14 protein-coding genes are annotated in these 20,564 nt (G+C 41.2%); 11 read left to right on the top strand and 3 right to left on the bottom strand.

Annotated elements, in window-relative coordinates:
• Positions 1–551: 551 nt before the first annotated feature.
• A complete protein-coding gene (locus AC04Q1_RS18685) occupies positions 552–1,064 on the top strand; it encodes a glutathione peroxidase (protein WP_478366085.1) in 513 nt (170 codons plus the stop codon).
• Positions 1,065–1,418: 354 nt separating this feature from the next.
• On the opposite strand, the gene AC04Q1_RS18680 is transcribed toward AC04Q1_RS18685, so the two are convergent.
• Positions 1,419–2,255 (bottom strand): MBL fold metallo-hydrolase, encoded by an 837-nt coding sequence (locus tag AC04Q1_RS18680; protein ID WP_478366084.1) that lies wholly within the window; start codon positions 2,253–2,255, stop codon positions 1,419–1,421.
• Positions 2,256–2,299: 44 nt separating this feature from the next.
• Entirely contained in the window at positions 2,300–2,743 is a 444-nt protein-coding gene (locus tag AC04Q1_RS18675) for a MarR family winged helix-turn-helix transcriptional regulator (RefSeq protein WP_478366083.1), read from the bottom strand.
• Between the two features lie 170 nt (positions 2,744–2,913).
• Here AC04Q1_RS18675 and AC04Q1_RS18670 point away from each other — a divergent pair, with 170 nt between their 5' ends.
• Positions 2,914–4,146 carry an MFS transporter gene (locus AC04Q1_RS18670; RefSeq protein WP_478366082.1) on the top strand — a complete coding sequence of 411 codons (1,233 nt, stop codon included), beginning with the start codon at positions 2,914–2,916 and terminating at the stop codon, positions 4,144–4,146.
• 217 nt (positions 4,147–4,363) lie between these two features.
• Here the strand turns inward: AC04Q1_RS18670 and AC04Q1_RS18665 are convergent, their stop codons facing one another.
• Complete coding sequence (locus AC04Q1_RS18665) at positions 4,364–5,380, bottom strand: LacI family DNA-binding transcriptional regulator (protein WP_478366129.1); 1,017 nt, start codon at positions 5,378–5,380, stop codon at positions 4,364–4,366.
• A 512-nt stretch (positions 5,381–5,892) separates the two neighbouring features.
• Here AC04Q1_RS18665 and AC04Q1_RS18660 point away from each other — a divergent pair.
• The 9 genes from AC04Q1_RS18660 (at position 5,893) to uxuA (ending at position 20,312) form a co-directional block, all read left to right on the top strand.
• Positions 5,893–7,722, top strand: a complete 1,830-nt coding sequence (locus AC04Q1_RS18660) for a glycoside hydrolase family 2 protein (RefSeq protein ID WP_478366081.1) — start codon at positions 5,893–5,895, stop codon at positions 7,720–7,722.
• A 195-nt stretch (positions 7,723–7,917) separates the two neighbouring features.
• Positions 7,918–10,557 (top strand): glycoside hydrolase family 2 TIM barrel-domain containing protein, encoded by a 2,640-nt coding sequence (locus AC04Q1_RS18655; protein WP_478366080.1) that lies wholly within the window; start codon positions 7,918–7,920, stop codon positions 10,555–10,557.
• Positions 10,558–10,569: 12 nt separating this feature from the next.
• A complete protein-coding gene (locus tag AC04Q1_RS18650; RefSeq protein WP_478366079.1) occupies positions 10,570–11,745 on the top strand; it encodes a DUF5009 domain-containing protein in 1,176 nt (391 codons plus the stop codon).
• A gap of 11 nt (positions 11,746–11,756) precedes the next feature.
• Positions 11,757–14,216, top strand: a complete 2,460-nt coding sequence (locus AC04Q1_RS18645) for a glycoside hydrolase family 2 TIM barrel-domain containing protein (protein WP_478366078.1) — start codon at positions 11,757–11,759, stop codon at positions 14,214–14,216.
• A gap of 23 nt (positions 14,217–14,239) precedes the next feature.
• Positions 14,240–15,433: an alginate lyase family protein gene (locus tag AC04Q1_RS18640; RefSeq protein ID WP_478366077.1), complete on the top strand. Its 1,194-nt coding sequence runs from the start codon at positions 14,240–14,242 to the stop codon at positions 15,431–15,433.
• 1 nt (position 15,434) lies between these two features.
• Positions 15,435–16,607: a glycoside hydrolase family 88 protein gene (locus AC04Q1_RS18635; protein WP_478366076.1), complete on the top strand. Its 1,173-nt coding sequence runs from the start codon at positions 15,435–15,437 to the stop codon at positions 16,605–16,607.
• A 185-nt stretch (positions 16,608–16,792) separates the two neighbouring features.
• Entirely contained in the window at positions 16,793–18,259 is a 1,467-nt protein-coding gene (locus AC04Q1_RS18630; protein ID WP_478366075.1) for a glycoside hydrolase family 30 protein, read from the top strand.
• Between the two features lie 18 nt (positions 18,260–18,277).
• The gene (locus AC04Q1_RS18625) at positions 18,278–19,102 is read left to right on the top strand and encodes an SDR family oxidoreductase (RefSeq protein WP_478366074.1); all 825 of its coding nucleotides are present in this window, start codon (positions 18,278–18,280) and stop codon (positions 19,100–19,102) included.
• A gap of 46 nt (positions 19,103–19,148) precedes the next feature.
• Complete coding sequence (gene uxuA / locus AC04Q1_RS18620) at positions 19,149–20,312, top strand: mannonate dehydratase (RefSeq protein ID WP_478366073.1); 1,164 nt, start codon at positions 19,149–19,151, stop codon at positions 20,310–20,312.
• Positions 20,313–20,564: the final 252 nt, after the last annotated feature.

Genomic DNA, 20,564 nt, shown 5'->3' with positions numbered 1-20,564 from the left:
TGGGGAAAATTTAATGCATTTTTTTTGTTAAATGTTGGTAAAATATATGGGTTTACAGGGCGATTTTAACCTGAGTCTAATCTTTTGGAAAGCAAACTGAGTTATTTTAAATAAAAGATTTAGGAAAGCAGTTCCAGTTGGAGGTAGGTCAGGTTTTGTCCCGCCCTTTGCTACAAATCCTCAACCTCGTTCCTCGGCCTGCGGGTTTTCTGCTTCGGTCGGGTTTAGATGGCTTGTGTTTGCTGCTATCAACGTTTTCATCGCGTTATGTCCAGCTGAAGGCGCAAAAGAACAACAGACTTTGTTGATTAAACCCGACAAAACGGAATAGCCCACAGCGCAGCGAGGACTATGAGTGATGGCGGGGCTGTACACCGCCAGTAACCACTGACTTTAATTTCCTCATCAAAAAAAGACATCTGTTTAAAGAGATGATATTTCCGGTTTCAAAACTTTACGCTCTTTAATGTTCCATATCGCATAATTTACAGGCACATTACATCAAGGCAACCGATTTGTACCTATATTCGTATATAAAAATAAAAAAAACGATGATCAGCACAATTTTAATCCTACTAAACTTATTGGTATCTCCACCAAAAAATGTTTACGATTTCAGCTTTAAAACCATTGATGGTAAGGAAATTAAACTATCGAAATTTAAAGGCAAAAAAATCCTAATTGTTAACACCGCTTCTAAATGTGGTTTTACACCGCAGTATGAGGATTTGGAAAAACTTCAGAAAGAATATGGTAAAAAGATTGTATTAATCGGTTTTCCGGCAGGTAACTTCGGTGGACAGGAGTTTTCTACCAATGCGGAGATTAAAGAATTTTGTACAGGAAAGTACAATGTATCCTTTTTATTGGCTGAGAAAAGCAGTGTAAAAGGCGATGATATCAGTCCGCTTTTTAAATATTTAACTTCTCAAACCAATACAGAAGAGCAGGGTGATATTAAATGGAACTTTGAGAAGTTCTTAATCAACGAAAAAGGAGAGTTGGTGCACCGCTTCCGTTCTAAAACAAAACCTACTGATGAGGCAATTGTAAAAAACCTTTAAGGAGATGTAAATGTGAAATGTAATAGGGAAGATGGAATGATCATTCTCTGTTTCAGAAAAATTAAAAGGTAAATTGGTTATGGCCATTTTGCCTTTTTTTATGGGTGATTATTTAGCGCAATAGAAAATTTTAGGAAAAGAAAATGGGGCTTAAATCCATAAGCCCCATTTTAAACCAAACAAACTATTTATGAAGTGTATATATAACTCCTGTTTGAATAAAATGTTTTCAGAAAAATAAAATTATTGGTACAGGTGCACAATAGTTTCAATAAATTGGAACTTAATGCTACCTTATCGTGCTTAATAAGCGGTTTTGTAACAAAAATGCAGTTTGTTTTTGACTTTTGGATGTCAAAATAGGTTTAACTGTTCTGGCTGATATAAACTGGGATCGAAACTATAGGTTAAGGGTAGGTTTTGATCCCTACCCACATAATAAAGTTCCGTTTCTTCATAGCGTGAGGCTACTTTTATAAAAGTATCGCCCGCAACGCTCTTAAAAAGATTTTCTACCAGTTGGGGATCGTTATTGTCTTTTGATAAATGGCTTAATAAAAGATGGCTGAGGTATGGTGCCTTGTGATTGGTAAAAAGTTCCAATGCCTGTGCATTACTCAGGTGACCGTGCCCGCTCATGATTCTTCTTTTCAAAAAATAAGGGTAGCTGCCATTTTCCAGCATCTGGGTGTCGTAATTGGCTTCTAAGAAGGCGGCATGGCAGTTTTTGAAATGGGTAATCAAACGGTCGCATACTGCGCCGATATCGGTAAAAACGCCAACTCTTACATCGTTGCATTCTACCGTGAAGCTGTATGGGTCTGCAGCATCGTGAAACTTAGAAAATGCTGAAATTTTTAGTTTGCCAATCTGAATATTTTGCAGGTGGTTTAAAGAAAAGGTATTGTTTTCATCTAAAGCAAGGCGACTGCTTTTTAACGTAGCAGTGCTGATGTAAACAGGGAGTTTATGTTTTTTTGCAAAAACAGACAGGCCTTTGATGTGGTCGCTATGTTCGTGCGAGATGAAAATAGCTTTTACTTTGTTGATGGCTAAACCCAGTCGGTCCATACGCCTTTCCACTTCTTTGCAGGTAAGACCAACATCAACCAGCACCGCTTCATTATCGTTGCCCACATAGTAACAGTTGCCGTTACTCCCCGAATTAATTGATGTAAAATACAGTGCCATTTCTTGTGCAAGATAAGGCTTATTTGGCGAATGAAAAAAGAAAATTATACCCTTACACCATTGTATTCTACCAAACGGGAAAGGAGCGGAAGAAATGCCTGAATCAGGTTGATTTCTTCAGAAGAGAAAATTTTCTCCATGGTTTGTACCAGCCATTCTTCTTTTATTTTTCTGCTGGCAATAATGTGTTTTTCTCCGAGTTTCGTTAAGCCGATGAATACTTTACGCTTATCTTCTTCGCTCGGAAAGCGTTCTACACATTTAGCATCAAATAAACGGTTAATAATTTGCGAAATGGCTTGTTTAGATACCCTTTCCATATCGGCCAGCTCAGTAGATAACATTTTGCCATGCTGTTCAAGTAACGACATCGTCAATAATTCGGCATTGCTAAACTCCGAACTTACGTTCTGCTTGCGTAACTGTCTGGTTAAACGGGTTACGGTGCTTCTTAGTCGTGCAGCAATCTCTTGTGTTTGAGTAGGCATATTAATGGTAAATAAACTTTACAAATATATGCTTTTAATTTTATAGATAATATTAATGTATTCTAAATAACCATTAATTTATGATTTTGAAGTGATAAAAATGGTTGTATCTGGTTTTGCTGATAACGTAAAAATTTATACTTTTGTAAAGTTACTTTACTATTTTAAACATGAGTATTTTTCGTTCGCTAAGGCATTACAATTACAGATTATTTTTTACAGGGCAGGCTATTTCATTAATCGGCACATGGATGCAGCGTGTGGCCATCAGCTGGTTGGTTTACCGTTTAACGGGGTCAGCTTTTCTTTTGGGTCTGATTACTTTTTTAAGTTTGATCCCTTCATTGGTGCTTGCGCCATATGCAGGGAGCTATGTAGATAGGCACAACAAGTATAAAATATTGGTCATCACCCAGGTCATCCTGATGTTGCAGGCCGGTGCATTGGCATTAATGATCTGGTTTAAAGTGTATGATATGTTCTGGATCGCTGCACTTTCGCTGGTGCAGGGTTTGGTGAATGCCTTCGATGTAACCGCGCGACAATCGTTAATGGTAAATTTAATTGATGATAAAGAAGATTTACCAAATGCCATCGCACTCAACTCTTCGATGTTTAATGCAGCGAGGCTGATCGGGCCGGCATTGGCAGGTGTAATTTTAAGTACCCTGGGAGAGGATATCTGTTTTCTGATCAACTTTATAAGTTTTATCGCGGTATTGGGCTGTATGGTGATGATGAAACTTAAACTCACCGCACATCAAAAATCAACAGAGAATATCTGGATCGACCTGAAAAAAGGTTATGATTACCTAAAATCATCGCCCGATCTGGCATCAATGGTTTTAATGATGGCCGCTTCGAGTTTGCTGGTTATTCCTTTTACCACCTTATTGCCTGTTTTTGCTAAAGATATTTTTAACGGAAATGCAACAACCTTTGGCTGGTTCGAAAGTGCTGCGGGCTTCGGCGCATTTTTCGGTGCGATCTATATGGCTACTTTAAAGATGAGTCAAAATTTGCAAAAGATTGTCATGATGTCGGGTATTTTACTGGCTGTTTCGGTTGTAGCCCTGGCCATATCACCTTCGCTCATTATGGCTTTAATTTGTACAGGCCTTGCTGCTTTAGGTTTAATGGCGCAAACGTCATCCATTAATACCTATCTGCAAACGCATGCCGATGATGTAATGAGGGGAAGGACCTTGAGTTACTATATTATGGCCTACCAGGGCGTGTTGCCAATAGGAAGCTTGTTAATGGGCTATCTGGCACATCTTTTTGGAACACAAGTGGTAGTTGCTTTTGAAGGTGTTGCCGGTTTGTTGATTGTGGCTGCCTTTGTGTATAACGAAAACCGACGCAATCAATTGAAAAATAGATTTTCGCTATTTGGCAGCTAGTAAACAATGCATTACTATAATTGGTTATCCCCCTGATCCGATAGCTATCGGATATATTTTAGTATCTTCTTACCTGATAGGCCCTGAAATAAATTTACTGCTTAGCTTTCCGCTGCGCTTCAGGGCAGGCTGAAGATCGCGTGGACGGCGTATTGTCAAACGCTTGCCGCCGCCATGTGCATTACGCTAAGCGCCTTCCGCCAAACGCTTGCCGCTATTATCCGTGTACAACCAACTTACAATCCACCATTACTTTTTGGTAATCCTGAATGTCGATTTCCTTATTAATCAGCTGGAGCAATAACTTGATGGCATTTTCACCTACAGATTCCGGATTTTCTTCAATAGAGGCAATAGGAGGTGAGTCGAGATAGCTGATAAAAGAAGTATTACCAAAGCCTATGCATTCTATTTCGTTAAATTTAGGATGATTGATCGATCTCAGGTATTTTATCGCGTCAAATAAAATGGGCTCTTTAAAAGCAACCAGCGCTGTTGGCATATTTTCTGTATTGGAAAAAAGATGCTGAATGGCAGAAACTGTATTTTCCTTATCAAAATCGGTATAAGCCACTAGTTCTGATGAAAAGGGTATTTGATTGTCTTTTAACGCGTTGATGTATCCGTTAAAACGATCGTGCGTAAAATTGATCATTTTCGGGCCACCCAGATAGGCAATCTTTTTATGCCCCCGGTCTATTAAGAACTTCGTAGCCTGATAGCAGCCCTGGAAAGTATTGCCCAGTACTTTATGACAGCTCAAATTAAAACTTGGGTTCCTAGTGTAATAAACCACCGGAATGCCCATATTTTCGAATTGATCCAGGTGGGCAAAATCCTGCGTATGCTTCGAAATGGCCACAATTAAGCCGTCTACACGGCTTCTTAACAACATATTTGCCGATTGGATTTCTTTTTCCAGATCATCGTGAGATTGACTGATGATTACATTATATCCATTTTGGGTGGCAAACTGTTCCACGCCGTAAATGCTCCTGGTGAAAAAGTGGTCTAAAAGATTGGGTAAGATAATACCGATAATGCGCGACTTCTTTTCCTTTAAATTAATAGCAGATTTATTAGGGGTAAAATGCAGATCGCGAGCCATTTCCTGCACACGTTTCTTGGTGTACTCATTGATGGTTGGGTAGTTATTAAGGGCTTTTGATACTGTTGATACTGACATCTTTAACTTTTCAGCCAAGAACTTTAGTGTAACAGGGGTATTGTTCATCATCTTTTCCAATCTCAATGCATAGATAAGAAAAAAACGCAATTATTTCAAACGTTTGAAATGTAGTCACAATGGATTTTGCCACCTTTAAGCTATTTAAAAACACTTTTATCTGCTAAGCTTTTCTAAATTCGTTACCGCTGACACACTAACCAAACAAATATGACCAGATCATCCCATACCTGCTTCAGTTTTAACAGGACGCTACAAGGAGTTATAGATACGAACCTTACCTTAACATCGAAATACTATGCTCTGAAACCGAATTTCACAATCCTCAGGATATTTAGGACCAATTAACCGCCACCTTTCTTTGCCGGGAGATCTCAATTTTGAAAGGCAATATTTTATATTTAAAAAAGTGAATTAATAAAGCACCATGTCTGGATCAGAACCGCGACATGAAATAAAAAACTAGATTTTGCTCAAATTTAGGCGGGCGGTGGAAACACCGTCCGTTAATTAATTGTTAGTTTTGAAACGATCAATTAATTAATATTAAAACTTAAGTTATGTTAAAAACAACCTATAGCGTATTTTTAATCTGCTTTTCTCTCCTTTCATCCATCAGCTACGGTCAGGTTACGGCTATACAGAACATTCAGGGACGGAAAATCCAGAGCCTTAACGGCAAATGGAATTACATTGTAGACCCCTACGAAAACGGCTATTACGATTACCGTCATGAACCGTTTGATCAGTCGAAAACCGGAACCGGTGGTTATTTTGATGATAAAGTTCAAAAAGATAAATCAGAACTGATCGAGTACGATTTCGACCATTCCCCACAAATGAATGTTCCGGGCGACTGGAATTCCCAATCAGAAAAGTTAGAGCTTTACGAAGGGAATGTTTGGTTGCGCAGGAAGTTTGACGCCAAACCTGAAAAGGGGAAAAGATATTTCGTGTACTTTGGTGCGGTAAACTACGAAGCGCATGTTTATCTTAACGGTAAAAAATTAGGTGTACATAAAGGTGGTTTTACGCCTTTCCAGTTCGATGTAACCAATAACTTAAAGGTTGGCGAAAATTCGATTGTACTTAAGGTCGATAATATCCGCAAACAGGATGAAATCCCTACCGTAAACACCGATTGGTGGAATTATGGTGGCATTACCCGCGACGTTTTCCTGGCCGAATTTCCGGAGCATTTCATCAACGATTATAAACTTCAGCTCGTTAAAGGGAATAAAAACCTGTTAAACTTTTCGGTAAAACTGGCCGATGCAACCGCAGGGCAGGAGATCACTTTATCTATTCCTGAATTAAAACTGGAAAAGAAATACAAAACGGATGGCGAAGGTAAAATTACCGACGAATTCACCTGGAACAATTTAAGTCTGTGGTCACCCGAAACGCCGAAATTATATGCCGTAAACATTAAAACCGATAAAGAAAATATTAACGATAAAATCGGTTTCAGAACCATTCAGGTGGATGGGGATAGTATCCTTTTAAACGGTAAATCTGTTTTTTTAAGAGGCATATCGCTTCATGATGAAAATCCATTACTGGCTGGCCGTTTACGCTCAGAAGGCGATATGCGCATGATGCTGCAATGGGCAAAAGATATGAACTGTAATTATGTGCGCCTGGCGCATTACCCGCATAACGAGGAGATGATCCGCCTGGCCGACGAAATGGGTTTATTGGTTTGGGCCGAAGTTCCGGTGTATTGGACCATCAGCTGGACAAATCCTGCAACTTATGCCAATGCGAAACAACAACTGACCGATTTAATTGTACGCGATAAAAACAGGGCAAGTGTAATCGTTTGGTCTATCGGCAATGAAACACCATTGAGCGATGCCCGCTTAAGTTTTATGAGTAATTTGGCAGAAACTGCCCGTTCTTTAGATGATACCCGTTTGGTTGCTGCGGCTTTAGAAGTTCATCGCGAAGGGAATAACATCATTTTAAACGATCCACTGGGCGAAAAAATCGATCTGGTTAGCTTTAATGAATATGCAGGATGGTATTGGGGTGGTAATCCTTCAGAAATTGCCAAATACAACTTCGATATCAAATATAAAAAACCTGTGGTCATCACCGAGTTTGGTGGCGATGCCCTGGGAGGTTTCCACGCCGATGAAAATACCCGTTGGAGTGAAGAATACCAGGAAGCACTTTATAAAAACCAAATTACCCTATTAAGTAAAATTGGTGCTTTACGGGGCATGACGCCGTGGATTCTGACCGATTTCAGATCGCCAAGAAGACAACATCCTATTTATCAGAATTTCTGGAACCGTAAAGGCCTTATTAGCGAAACAGGCAAGAAAAAGAAAGCTTTTTATGTGCTGAAAGATTTTTACGACCAGATGCAGGTCAAATACAAATAAGACGGTTTTGTGCTTTGATGGTAAAAATAAACAATGGTTTCTGGAAACACGAACCATGGCGGAGATGAAAGGAATTCAAAATAAAAACAAAGTTTTCCAGACGCTCCTTGCTTCCGCTGCCTGAACAACCGGGGATGGCGGGGACAAAAAAAGTAGCACTACGAACCGAATAAACTGAATTGAAAAACTAAACAAATGTTAAAAGCGAAATCCCTTGTATTGTTACTTGTTGTTACGGTTACTGGCCTAACCTGTTTTGCCCAGGGTGCAGGCCGGAAAACTATCAGTTTAAACGATCAATGGGAATTCAATAAAGAAAATGGCCCGGTTGAAAAAGTAAATATTCCGCACACCTGGAATGATAAGGATGTTTTGGATGATGTACCAGGTTATTACCGTGGGCTGGGGATTTACAAACGCAAATTAAAGCTTGATGAAAGGGCAAAAGGCAAAGATATCTTTCTGGTGTTTAACGGTGTGGCCCAGGAAGCTGAAGTATTGGTTAATGGTAAATCTGCAGGCAAGCACATTGGCAGTTATACCCGTTTCATCATACCCATCTCTTCATTTTTAAACTATAAGGATGATGTAATCGAAGTTAGGGCGAATAACCGCTTCAACGAGGATATCCCACCGTTAACGGCCGATTTTACCTTCTTCGGTGGTTTATACCGAAATGTAACGCTATTAATTGCCGATTCTGTTCATTTTTCAGTAAACGAGAGTGGGAGTTCAGGTGTTTTCATCACCACGCCACAGGTTTCGGCTACAACAGCGAGTGTGCAGATTAAAAGTTTTATCGATAATTCTTCCAATAATGCAAAGAAAGTACAGGTTTTAACAACGGTATTTGATGCCAAAGGAAATCCGGTGGCAAATCAGACAGTCGCTGTCAATTTAGGCAAGGGCAATATGCTTGTCGTTCAGGATATTAAATCGATCCAAAAACCTCAGTTATGGTCGCCCGAAAATCCTTATTTATACCGCGTGGTAACCAAAATCATTGATGTTAGAACAAAGTCTGTAATTGATCAGATCTCAAATCCATTAGGCTTCCGCTGGTTTAAGTTCGATGCCGATAAAGGATTCTTCTTAAATGATAAGCCGCTAAAAATTATCGGCGCGAGCCGTCATCAGGATTACGAGAACAGGGGGAATGCCACGCCTGATGCTTTGCAGGTCAAAGATATCGAACTGCTTAAGGCTATGGGAGGGAACTTTTTAAGGGTTGCCCATTATCCACAGGATCCGCAGATTTTAGAAGCCTGCGACCGTTTGGGTATCCTGGCTTCAGTGGAAATTCCTGTGGTAAATACCATTACCGAAACGAAGGCTTTTACCACGAACTGCCTGAACATGCAGACCGAAATGATCAAACAGAATTTCAATCACCCGAGTATTATCATTTGGGCTTACATGAACGAGATTTTGTTGCGCTTAAAATTTTCAAACGATAAACCCCGTCAGCAGGTTTATTTTGATCACGTGCGCGAACTGGCTCAGAAGTTGGATAGTTTAACCCGTAAGCAAGATCCATCCCGTTATACCCTTTTGGTGAACCATGGTGCCTGGGATATCTATAATAAGGTGGGTTTAACCAAAATCCCAATGATTGTAGGCTGGAACTTGTATTCAGGCTGGTATTCTGGCGTTCCGGAGGATTTTGGTAAATTTTTAGACCGTCACCACAAAGAATTGCCGACTACCCCTTTCATAGTGACCGAATATGGTGCAGATGCTGATCCAAGGATCCGCTCTTTTTCACCAATCCGTTTTGATAAAAGTGTAGAATACGCGATTAAATTCAATCAGGTTTACCTCAATGCCATGTTGAGAAGGCCGTATGTGGCAGGTGGCCAGGCCTGGAATTTAGCTGATTTTAGTTCCGAAACCCGTGAGGAAACCATGCCACACATCAATAATAAAGGTTTGTTAACCATTGGCCGCGAGCCCAAAGATACCTATTTCCTTTACCAGGCTTATTTATTAAGTAAAGCCTTTCTTAAAATTACTTCAGCGCAATGGAAAGATAGAACGGGTATTGCTGATTCAGCCGCTTTAACCAGTACACAACCTGTTCAGATCGCTACCAACCTACAATCGGCAGAGCTTTTTTTGAATGGTAAAAGTTTAGGCATTAAGGAGGCAGTAGATCATATTATCGATTGGCAGGTACCTTTCGTTAGTGGTAAAAACCAGTTGCGTGTAGTCTCTGGTAAAGAAAATGATCAGGCCGATATCAACTTCCAGTTGCAACCCTTCAAATTTAACGATAACAATATTTCTTTTTCAAGTATCAATGTGCTTTTAGGTTCGAAACGTTTTTACATCGATGAGAAAGAACACCAGCTTTGGATGCCCGATCAGCCTTATAATGCTGGTGCCTGGGGCTGGATAGGTGGCGATGCTTATAAAGGAACCAATAACCGCATTACTTATGGCAGCGATAAGAATATTTTAGGTACAGATAACGATCCGGTTTACCAAACTCAACAGGTAGGTATCAAACAGTTTAAATTTGATGTGCCGGATGGTGAATACGAATTGACGCTTCACTTTGCCGAACTGGTTGGTGGCGAAACCAAAGAAGCTTTGGCCTATAACCTGGATAACAACCATAAAAAAGAAGTAGAAGAACAACGCGTTTTTGATGTTTCAATCAGTGGCATAGCTTTTTTGCCGAAATTGAATCTTGCTGTTGATTTTGGCTATGCTACAGCCGTGAAGAAAACAACGAGGATTACCGTGCAAAACGGTAAAGGCATTTCCATTGATTTTAATGCCATCCAGGGTAAACCGGTTTTAAACGCTGTTCAACTTAGAAAAATCTACTAATCCTGAAATAAAATGAACCCTCTACCGCTCCGTATTTTATCCATTGATGTTTTAAGGGCCATCACCATGTTCCTGATGATCTTTGTGAACGATGTTGCTGGCGTGGCCAATATTCCCGCATGGATAGAACATACGGCAGCCGATGTAGATGGGATGGGCTTTTCAGATCTGATTTTCCCAGCTTTTTTATTTATAGTAGGACTTTCCTTACCATTTGCCATTCAAAGCAGAAAAGATAAAGGTGCAGGTTTGCTTTCCATTTCAGGTTATATTGCTTTAAGGGCGTTGGCACTAATTGTGATGGGCTTTTTTCATGTTAATCTAGAAAATTACAATCACCATTCGGCATTATTGCCTTATCCGGTTTACACCATTTTAATTACCATCGGCTTTTTACTTGTCTGGCTGGATTATCCGGCAGACATATCCAAAATAAAAAAGAACGGATTTGTTGGTATGGGCATCGTATTGATTGCTGTTTTGGCCTTGCTGTATAAAGGTGGATCAGCAGAAAACCCTGAAGGTTTAAAGCCGCATTGGTGGGGTATTTTAGGGATTATTGGCTGGGCTTATCTTGTTTCTGCCTTCGTATATCTTTTTTCAAAGGGAAATATTGTAGTACTCATGCTGGCTTTTGTTGCATTTGCGGCAATCAACGTTACGGTTCATATGGGTATTTTTCATTATCATTTATGGATCATCGGCGATGCTTCTTCCATTACGCTCATGATAGGAGGTGCTTTAATCACCTCGATGTACAAAAAGCTGATCGGGAATAAAAAGTACCTCGATTTCTGGATCCTGATTGTATTTTACGGATTGTTATCCTTTGCCTTTGGCATGTTCATCAGACCTTATGCTGGCGGAATTTCTAAAATTTATGCCACACCCGCATGGATATTTGTGTGTATGGGCATTACCATTTTAGTCTTTGCATTATTGATCTACCTCATTGATGTAAGGCAGAAAAAAGATTGGTTTAAACTCATTAAACCTGCGGGCACCAGCACCTTAACCTGTTATCTCATTCCATATTTATTGTATGCTATTTTCAGTTTAGTGCATTTCCGTTTTCCGCATTTCCTGAGCTCGGGTATTGGAGGTATTATCAGGTCGTTCCTGGTCGCATTTTTAGTGATCGGAATCGTCTACTTTTTGGAAAAGAAAAAATTGCGTTTAAAAGTTTAAGATCAAGATACATGTTAAAGCAAGCCAGATATATTATTTTATTCATGATGCTGTTTACCAGTCAGTTATTCGCGCAGCAATCTGTTCGGTTAAATAACAATTGGGAGTTTTTAAAGCAGGATTTAGGCGGGATATGGGAAGCTGTCCGTCCGGTGGGCGTGGGTAATCCAGAAGCCTCGCCAATATGGCAAAAAGTAAGTCTGCCACATTGTGTTAATGCTGAAGATGCCGTAGATCCTGATGTAAATTATTATCAGGGACCGGCCTGGTACCGTACACAGCTTCAAATAGATAATCCCTATCAGGGCGGAAGAACGATTTTACATTTCGAAGGTGCCGGACAAAAAACAGAGGTTTACGTGTATACCACTAAAGTAGCTACACATGTGGGTGGTTATGATGAATGGACAGCTGATATAACCAATGCTGTTGCGGCTTTTCAAAAAACAGATGTTTACCAGAAACAGTTTAAAGGCAAGGTTCCGGTTTCGGTAAGAACTGATAATTCAAGAGACCTGGAAATGATCCCATCTGATTTATCTGATTTTAATGTGTATGGCGGCATTTACCGCTACCTGAATCTCGTTTATACACCTTCACTTTCCATTGATAAAATGTTTGCCAAGGCTGAAGTAGATGCACAGGGTAAACTGGGGAAGTTGACCGTTAAAACGCGTTTATACAATCCTAAGGGAATAACTGATTGTACAGTGCAGTTAAAATTGGTTGATGCTGCCGGTAAACTGGTAGCGAAAACAGAGAAAAAACTTAATAATCTCTCCGGTGATATCGATTTATGGTCGTTTGAGATTAAGAAACCTCAATTATGGTCGACGGATAAACCTGTACAATACCGTTTGCAATACGAAGTAATTTTTCCGGCAGGGAATTATAAAGGTGAAGAGAAAATCGGTTTCCGGAATATCGAATTTGTAGAAAAAGGCCCCTTTAACCTCAACGGGAAACGTCTATTGTTGCGTGGAACACACCGCCACGAAGACCATGCGGGTGTTGCTGCAGCCATGACCGAAGGCATGATCCGTGAGGAAATGCAGATGATGAAAGACATGGGCGTTAATTTTATCCGCCTGGGGCATTATCAGCAATCGCGCATTGTGCTGAACCTTTGTGATAGTTTAGGAATACTGGTTTGGGAAGAAATTCCCTGGTGCCGGGGTGGTTTAGGGGGCGAAGTTTATAAACAACAGGCCCGCAGGATGCTCACCAACATGGTGGAGCAGCATTTTAACCACCCTGCCATTATCATCTGGGGAATGGGCAATGAAAACGACTGGCCCGGCGATTTCCCTGAATTTGATAAAGAGAAGATCCGGACTTTTATGAAAGAATTGAACGATCTATCGCATCAACTGGATAAATCGCGTTATACGGCCATCCGCCGATGCGATTTTTGCAGTGATATCGTTGATGTATATTCGCCATCCATTTGGGCGGGCTGGTACCGTGGCGCCTATACCGATTATAAAAAGGCTTCTGAGGATGAGTTTGCGAAGGTAAAACGCTTTTTGCATGTAGAGTGGGGTGGCGATAGTCATGCCTTGCGTCATTCAGAAAACCCGGATAAAGCCTTAAGCAAAATTAAAACGGGCGGCAGTGCCGATGAAAGGGCAGGAGATGCTTCATTATACGGTGGTGCAGCGCGGATTTCAAAAGATGGCGACTGGAGCGAATCATATATTGCTAATTTAATCGATTGGCATTTGAAAGAGCAGGAAACGATGCCCTGGTTAAGCGGTACGGCTTACTGGCCATTCAAAGATTTTTCTACACCGATACGTCCTGAAAACCCGGTTCCCTATGTCAACCAAAAAGGAGTAGTAGAAAGAGACTTCACCAAAAAAGAATCTTATTATGTCTTCCAATCTTACTGGACCGAAAAACCGATGGTGCATATTTATGGGCATAGCTGGCCGGTACGCTGGGGCGATGAAGGCGAAGAAAAAATGGTGAAGGTGTATTCGAACTGTAGCGATGCGGAAATTTTCTTAAACGGTAAAAGCTTTGGTAGCAAAAAACGCAACAGTCAGGATTACCCTGCAGCAGGTTTACGCTGGAACCTCCCATTTGTGAAAGGCGAAAACACCGTGAAGGTGATTGCCAAAAAGGGAAAAGAGATCGTGACGGATGAAATTAAATTTACCTATCAGACCGAAAAATGGACTAAGCCAGCTAAAATGGAACTGAAAAAGATCGGTCAGCAAGGGGATGTGGCAACCGTTGAGGTGAAGCTTTTTGATGATAAAGGTGTGCCATGTTTGGACGCGGTTAACCTGATTACTTTTGGTTTAACTGGTGATGGTAAATTGATTGATAACCAGGGTACTTCATCCGGATCCCGCAAAGTACAGGCCTATAACGGCAGGGCAATCATCAAAGTGAATTTGAATAAAGGACAAAGTACAGTATCCGCAAGGGCTGAAGGTTTGAAAACAGTTTTTACGACATTATAATCGCTTAACCAAATATATAACCAATGAAAAAAATAATCTCCTATGTTTTATTGGCGCTGTTCTGTTTTACAAGAACAGTGTTTGCGTCGCCCGTCGCCCGGGATCATCCCAATGTTTCAGATTTCAAAAAGGATGCAGCGGCTTTGTTAAAAAAACAGATTTTAGCCGAGGCCGCATGGGCCATGCAACAAAAACCCATTACAGTTACGGCTTCATCCTCGCCAAGGAGCGCGGGTGGGAAACACGATTTTTTCTCCGAAGCCGATTATTTCTGGCCGGATCCTCAAAACCCGGACGGCCCTTATATCAACAGGGATGGACTAACCAACCCTGATAACTTTTTGGCTCACCGTAAGGCCATGGTTCGTTTTAGTAAAATTATCGGGGCATTAGCCTCTGCCTATAAAATTACCGGTGATGAGAAGTATGTGAAAGCAGCCGTGAAACATTTTCAGGCCTGGTTTATCAATGCAGAGACCTTAATGAACCCGAATCTGCTGTTTGCACAGGCTGTAAAAGGCAAATTCACAGGCCGTAATTATGGTATTATTGATACCATCCATTTGATGGAAGTGGCTCAGGGGGCGTTGGTGATGGGAAAGGCCAAGGCCTTTGATCAAAATACCGCTAAGGGCGTGAAAAAATGGTTTGCTGATTATATTTTGTGGTTAAACACCAGCAAACCAGGTGTTCAGGAGAAAACCGTAAAAAACAATCATGCTACCTGTTGGGCCATGCAGGTGGCTTCGTTCGCCCGGCTTTGTGGCGATGAAAATATGCTGGATTCACTGCGTACCAGTTATAAAACCATTCTTTTACCCAACCAAATGGGTACTGATGGTAGTTTTCCATTGGAAATGGCCAGAACAAAACCTTATGGTTATTCGATCTTTAACCTGGATGCCATGACCATGCTCTGTCAGATTTTATCGACACCAAAAGATAACCTCTGGGATTTTGAGACAGTGGATGGGAAATCCATTAAAAAAGGAGTGACTTATTTGTATCCCTTTATTGCGGATAAAAGCAAATGGACTTTGAAGCCCGATGTGATGTACTGGGAAAACTGGCCGGTAGCGCAGCCCTTTTTATTGTTTGGCGCGGTGGCCTCCAAGCAAGACAGCTGGTACCAAACCTGGGCCAAATTAGACCACGAGCCACAAGTAGAAGAAGTGATAAGAAATTTACCTATCCGTAATCCCTTAATCTGGTTATAACATGAACTTAAAAATAATCATAACGGCAATAAGTGTATTGTCTTTCAGTGCATTAAAGGCACAAAAAACAGATGTAAAAAAAGCATTTGCATCAGCGGCAAAACAAACGGATGTACTCGTGAGAAACGTCGATTCGGCCAGAAAGGTAAAACCAAATCTGGTTTCACCACGGACGGTAGAGAACGGCCAGTTTAAAATGGTGATCTCCAAAGATTGGACCAGTGGTTTCTTTCCAGCCGAATTATGGTATTTCTATCAGTATACCAAAGACAAGAAATGGCTCGATCTGGCCAAAAAATATACTGAAGACATTAAAAAGGAACAATTTAACCGTGGAACCCATGATTTGGGTTTTATGATTTACTGTCCCTTCGGCAATGGCTACCGTTTAACAAACGATCCGGCTTATAAAGCCGTGATTATCCAGGCGGCAAAATCGTTATCTACACGCTTTAACGCAAAGGCAGGGGTGTTAAAATCATGGGACCACAATGGCGATAAATGGAAATACCCTGTGATCATCGATAACATGATGAACCTGGAGCTGTTATTCGAAACCACCAGGCTAACCGGCGATTCATCTTTCTATAAAATCGCTGTAACGCATGCCAATACCACAATCAAAAATCATTTCAGACCTGATTTCAGTTCTTATCATGTAGTCGACTATGATACCCTAAGCGGGAATGTACGCCAGAAAGTAACCGCGCAAGGTTATGCAAACGAATCGGCATGGGCACGCGGCCAGGCCTGGGCATTGTATGGCTATACCATGTGTTATCGTGAAACCAAAAATAAGGCATATTTAGCTCAGGCTGATGGTGTTGCGGGTTTTATCCTGAACAGTAAAATTACCCCGGCGGATGGTATTCCATATTGGGATTATAACGATCCTAAAATTCCGGATGTGTCGCGCGATGCTTCTGCAGCTGCAATTACCGCATCCGCGCTTTACGAACTGGCAAAGTATAGTACCAATGGTAAAAAGTATAAAGCTGCAGCCGATAAAATTTTATACTCTTTGAGTACAAAATATACCAGCAAAGCAGGCGCGAACTATGGTTTCATCTTAGAACATAGCACGGGTCACCGTCCGGCTAAATCAGAAATTGATGTGCCCATTAACTATGCTGATTACTATTATTTAGAAGCTTTGCTGAGAAGCAACAAATAAAATGATAAACAAATGATTGATGTATTTTCCTAAGCCATAAAATGTTACACGACCCCGTTTTTAAATAGCTAAAAATAAGACGTAATATTTAAGATGGTATGGCTTAAATGTACGATTTATTCGGAAATTGTGCCCGAATAGTAATATTACGCCATTTGTAAGGCGATAGATTAAATAATTATATAATGAAACAAAATCTGAGCATCCTATTGGTTTTGGCAACTGCATTTACTGCAACCGCACAGAACAAAAAAGCAGTAAAACCTGTGCAAACGTATACTGTTGCCAATAAAAAGGTATCGGTATATACCACTGCAGAGAAATCTGAATACCGCCTGAGTAAAACCGAAACCTTAAGTTTTGTTGAGAACAGACAACCCTTTGAAACAGAGCCTTGTATTTTTGTCGATCCAACAGTTAAGTATCAAACGCTGGTAGGTATTGGTGGCGCTTTAACCGATGCTTCTGCCGAAACTTTTGCCAAACTTTCGAAGAAAAACCAGCAGGAACTTTTAACCGCCTATTACAGCCGGGATAAGGGAATCGGTTATACCCTAGCACGCACCAACATTGCCAGTTGTGATTTTTCCAGCGGAAGTTATACCTACGTGCAGGATAACGATAAAGACCTGAAAACCTTTAGCGTAGCCCACGACCAGGAATTTAAAATTCCACTGATTAAACAAGCTATCGCCGCATCAGGTGGTAAACTGCCATTATTTGTTAGCCCATGGTCGCCACCGGCTTTTATGAAGGATAACAACAGCCTCATTCAGGGCGGACATTTATTGCCTGCTTTCCGCCAGAGCTGGGCCAATCACTATGTGAAATTTATTAAAACCTATGAGGCGATGGGTATCCCAATTTGGGGCTTAAGCGTTCAAAATGAACCTATGGCAAAGCAAAAATGGGAATCCTGTGTATTTACGGCCGAAGAGGAACGCGATTTTATCAAAAACTTCTTAGGTCCAACTTTACAGAAATCTGGTCTGGCATCAAAAAAACTGATTGCCTGGGACCATAACCGCGATCAGATCTTTCAAAGGGCAAGTACCATTTTAAACGATAAGGATGCGGCAAAATATGTTTGGGGGATCGGTTTCCACTGGTATGAAACCTGGACCGGGAGCGGAATGCAGTTTGGCAATGTGAAACAAACACATGAGGCTTATCCGGATAAAGCCCTGATTTTCACAGAAGGATGTAAGGAAAAGTACGATGTCAATAAATTAGACGACTGGACGCTGGGTGAGCGTTATGGTTACTCAATGATCAACGATTTTAATGCCGGAACAGCAGCATGGACCGATTGGAATATCCTTTTAGATGAAAAAGGCGGACCAAACCATGTGGGTAATTTCTGTTTCGCTCCGGTACATGCCGATACAAAGAACGATAAACTGATTTATACCAATGCCTATTATTACATGGGCCATTTTTCTAAATTCATCCGTCCGGGAGCAAAAAGAATCGGTTCGGCTTCCAGTCGCGATAAACTGCAATCAACAGCTTTCTTGAATACAGACGGTAAGTTAGTAGTAGTGGTGATGAACCAGTCGGACGACAAATTAAAATACAGTTTATGGATCAAAGGTGAGGCCGCAACCACAACCAGTTTGCCACACTCCATCACCACATTAGTTGTAGAATAACCTTAAAAAATTAAACAAATGCTAAAAGAAGTAGAAAGCCTTTTTTCGCTAAAAAACAAAGTGGTAGTTGTTACCGGTGCCACAGGCGTTTTAGGCGAGGCTTTTGTAAACGGTTTGTGTGCCGCTGGAGCCACAATCGTGGTCATCGGTAGAAATGAAGAAATCGCAAAACAAAGAGCTGCCGATGTGATTGATGCCGGCGGTAAGGCCATTTATATCATCGCTGATGTGTTAAACGAACCGGACCTGATTGATGCAAATGCAGCCATCATTAAAGCATTCGGGCGTATTGATGCCCTGGTAAATGCAGCAGGCGGCAATGTGGCCGAGGCGGTAATTCAGCCCGGAAGCGATGTTTTCGATCTTAACGTTCCTGCCCTTAAACAGGCTTTCGATCTCAATTTATTCGGGACCATCATGCCCACACAGGTTTTTGGGAAAGAAATAGCCAAAAATGGAGGCAGTATCGTGAATATTTCCTCCGTTTCAGCGACGCAAGCCCTTACCCGAGTATTGGGTTATTCGCTGGCAAAGGCTTCGATTGACAGTTATACCAAATGGATGGCCGTAGAACTGGCCAACCGTTATCAGGATAAAATCAGAATGAATGCCATTGTACCGGGTTTTTTTATCACCAACCAGAACCGGGCTTTGTTAACCAACGAAGACGGCTCTTTAACCGCAAGAGGACAGGCCATCATTTCCAAAACACCATTTAAACGTTTTGGCGATCCTGAAGAATTGATTGGCGCCTTGGTCTATTTGCTTAGCGATGCCTCTAAATTTGTGAACGGCGAAAATGTTAAGGTAGATGGCGGATTTACTGCATTCTCAGGCGTTTAGAAACAAATATTATCTGTGTAATCCCAAAAATCTGTGTAATCATATTATGAAAAAATTAGAACAAACCTGGCGTTGGTACGGTCCAAACGATCCGGTAAGCTTACAAGACGTTAAACAGGCAGGCGCTACCGGTATCGTAACCGCCTTACACCATATTCCACATGGCGAAGTTTGGCCATTGGAAGATATTCAGGAAAGAAAAGCCATTATCGAAGCTTCAGGTCTAACCTGGGCGGTAGTAGAGAGTGTTCCGGTGCACGAAGCCATTAAAACACGAAGGGCAGAAGCCGGACAATACATCGAGAATTATAAAACCTCTCTGCGCAATTTATCGGCCTGTGGAATTAAGATTGTATGTTACAATTTTATGCCTGTATTGGACTGGACCCGTACGCAGTTGGATCTGGAAATGACCGATGGATCAAAAGCGCTTTATTTTAACTGGATCGACCTGGCGATTTTCGACCTGTATGTTTTGAAAAGGGAGGCGGCAGAAGCGGATTATTCGCAATCGATCCTGCAAAGAGCGAAAGATAAATATGCTACGCTAAACGAGCAAGATCTGACAGATCTCCGTATCAACGTACTGATGGGTATTCCGAACGAAAAAGAAATTGAACTGGAAACCTTACGCAACAGCATTAAGGAATATAAGGCCATTGGTACACAGGGTTTAAAGGAAAATTTAAAGTTCTTCCTGTCGTCAATCGCTGAGGTATGTACCGAAGAAGGGATAAAAATGACCATCCATCCCGACGATCCACCATATGCGATTTTAGGTTTGCCAAGGATCGCCAGTACCTTAGAAGATTTTAATTACATCATCAGAGAAGTAGATCAGGCTTTTAACGGGGTTTGTTTCTGTACGGGTTCATTGGGTGCCGGAATGGGGAATAACGCCTTAGAGATCTTTAATGCGGTTAAAGAACGTGTTTATTTTGCGCATCTGCGTAACGTGAAAAAAGATGAGGACGGCAGTTTCTACGAAGCCGACCATTTGGGTGGCGATGTAAACATGTACGAGATCATGAAAGCCTTAACGGAAGAAAATGCTTTACGCGACAAATCGATTCCTTTCCGCCCGGACCACGGTCACCAGATGTTGGATGATCTGGCAAAAGAAACCAACCCTGGTTACTCCGCCATTGGCAGATTGCGCGGTTTGGCAGAGTTAAGAGGCCTAGAAATCGGGGTAACGGGGAATTATTAGAGTGTTGTTTGGCTACGCGAAACACAAAAAGATGTGGGATACCTCATATCGTTCTCCTGAGTGATAGTTTGTCGTATAAAAATCCATATATAAATGACATGATTTTAAGGCGATAAATTGCCTGAAGGCGTCGTCATTTCGACTGAAGCTATCCGATTTTTCATTGGTAGCGAAATGGAGAAATCTTTAAACTTTTCAGTAAAATGGTTCAAAGATCTCTCCCCTTCGCATTGCTTCGGTCGAGATGACGAA

The organism is Pedobacter humicola, from assembly GCF_056490705.1.
This window is presented reverse-complemented; position numbering and strand designations above follow the sequence as displayed.

Bases quoted from the DNA above. Each gene is read 5' to 3' on its own strand.
- AC04Q1_RS18685 (WP_478366085.1), top strand. From the start codon at position 552: ATGATCAGCACAATTTTAATCCTACTAAACTTATTGGTATCTCCACCA.
- AC04Q1_RS18680 (WP_478366084.1), bottom strand. From the start codon at position 2,255: ATGGCACTGTATTTTACATCAATTAATTCGGGGAGTAACGGCAACTGT.
- AC04Q1_RS18675 (WP_478366083.1), bottom strand. From the start codon at position 2,743: ATGCCTACTCAAACACAAGAGATTGCTGCACGACTAAGAAGCACCGTA.
- AC04Q1_RS18670 (WP_478366082.1), top strand. From the start codon at position 2,914: ATGAGTATTTTTCGTTCGCTAAGGCATTACAATTACAGATTATTTTTT.
- AC04Q1_RS18665 (WP_478366129.1), bottom strand. From the start codon at position 5,380: ATGAACAATACCCCTGTTACACTAAAGTTCTTGGCTGAAAAGTTAAAG.
- AC04Q1_RS18660 (WP_478366081.1), top strand. From the start codon at position 5,893: ATGTTAAAAACAACCTATAGCGTATTTTTAATCTGCTTTTCTCTCCTT.
- AC04Q1_RS18655 (WP_478366080.1), top strand. From the start codon at position 7,918: ATGTTAAAAGCGAAATCCCTTGTATTGTTACTTGTTGTTACGGTTACT.
- AC04Q1_RS18650 (WP_478366079.1), top strand. From the start codon at position 10,570: ATGAACCCTCTACCGCTCCGTATTTTATCCATTGATGTTTTAAGGGCC.
- AC04Q1_RS18645 (WP_478366078.1), top strand. From the start codon at position 11,757: ATGTTAAAGCAAGCCAGATATATTATTTTATTCATGATGCTGTTTACC.
- AC04Q1_RS18640 (WP_478366077.1), top strand. From the start codon at position 14,240: ATGAAAAAAATAATCTCCTATGTTTTATTGGCGCTGTTCTGTTTTACA.
- AC04Q1_RS18635 (WP_478366076.1), top strand. From the start codon at position 15,435: ATGAACTTAAAAATAATCATAACGGCAATAAGTGTATTGTCTTTCAGT.
- AC04Q1_RS18630 (WP_478366075.1), top strand. From the start codon at position 16,793: ATGAAACAAAATCTGAGCATCCTATTGGTTTTGGCAACTGCATTTACT.
- AC04Q1_RS18625 (WP_478366074.1), top strand. From the start codon at position 18,278: ATGCTAAAAGAAGTAGAAAGCCTTTTTTCGCTAAAAAACAAAGTGGTA.
- uxuA (WP_478366073.1), top strand. From the start codon at position 19,149: ATGAAAAAATTAGAACAAACCTGGCGTTGGTACGGTCCAAACGATCCG.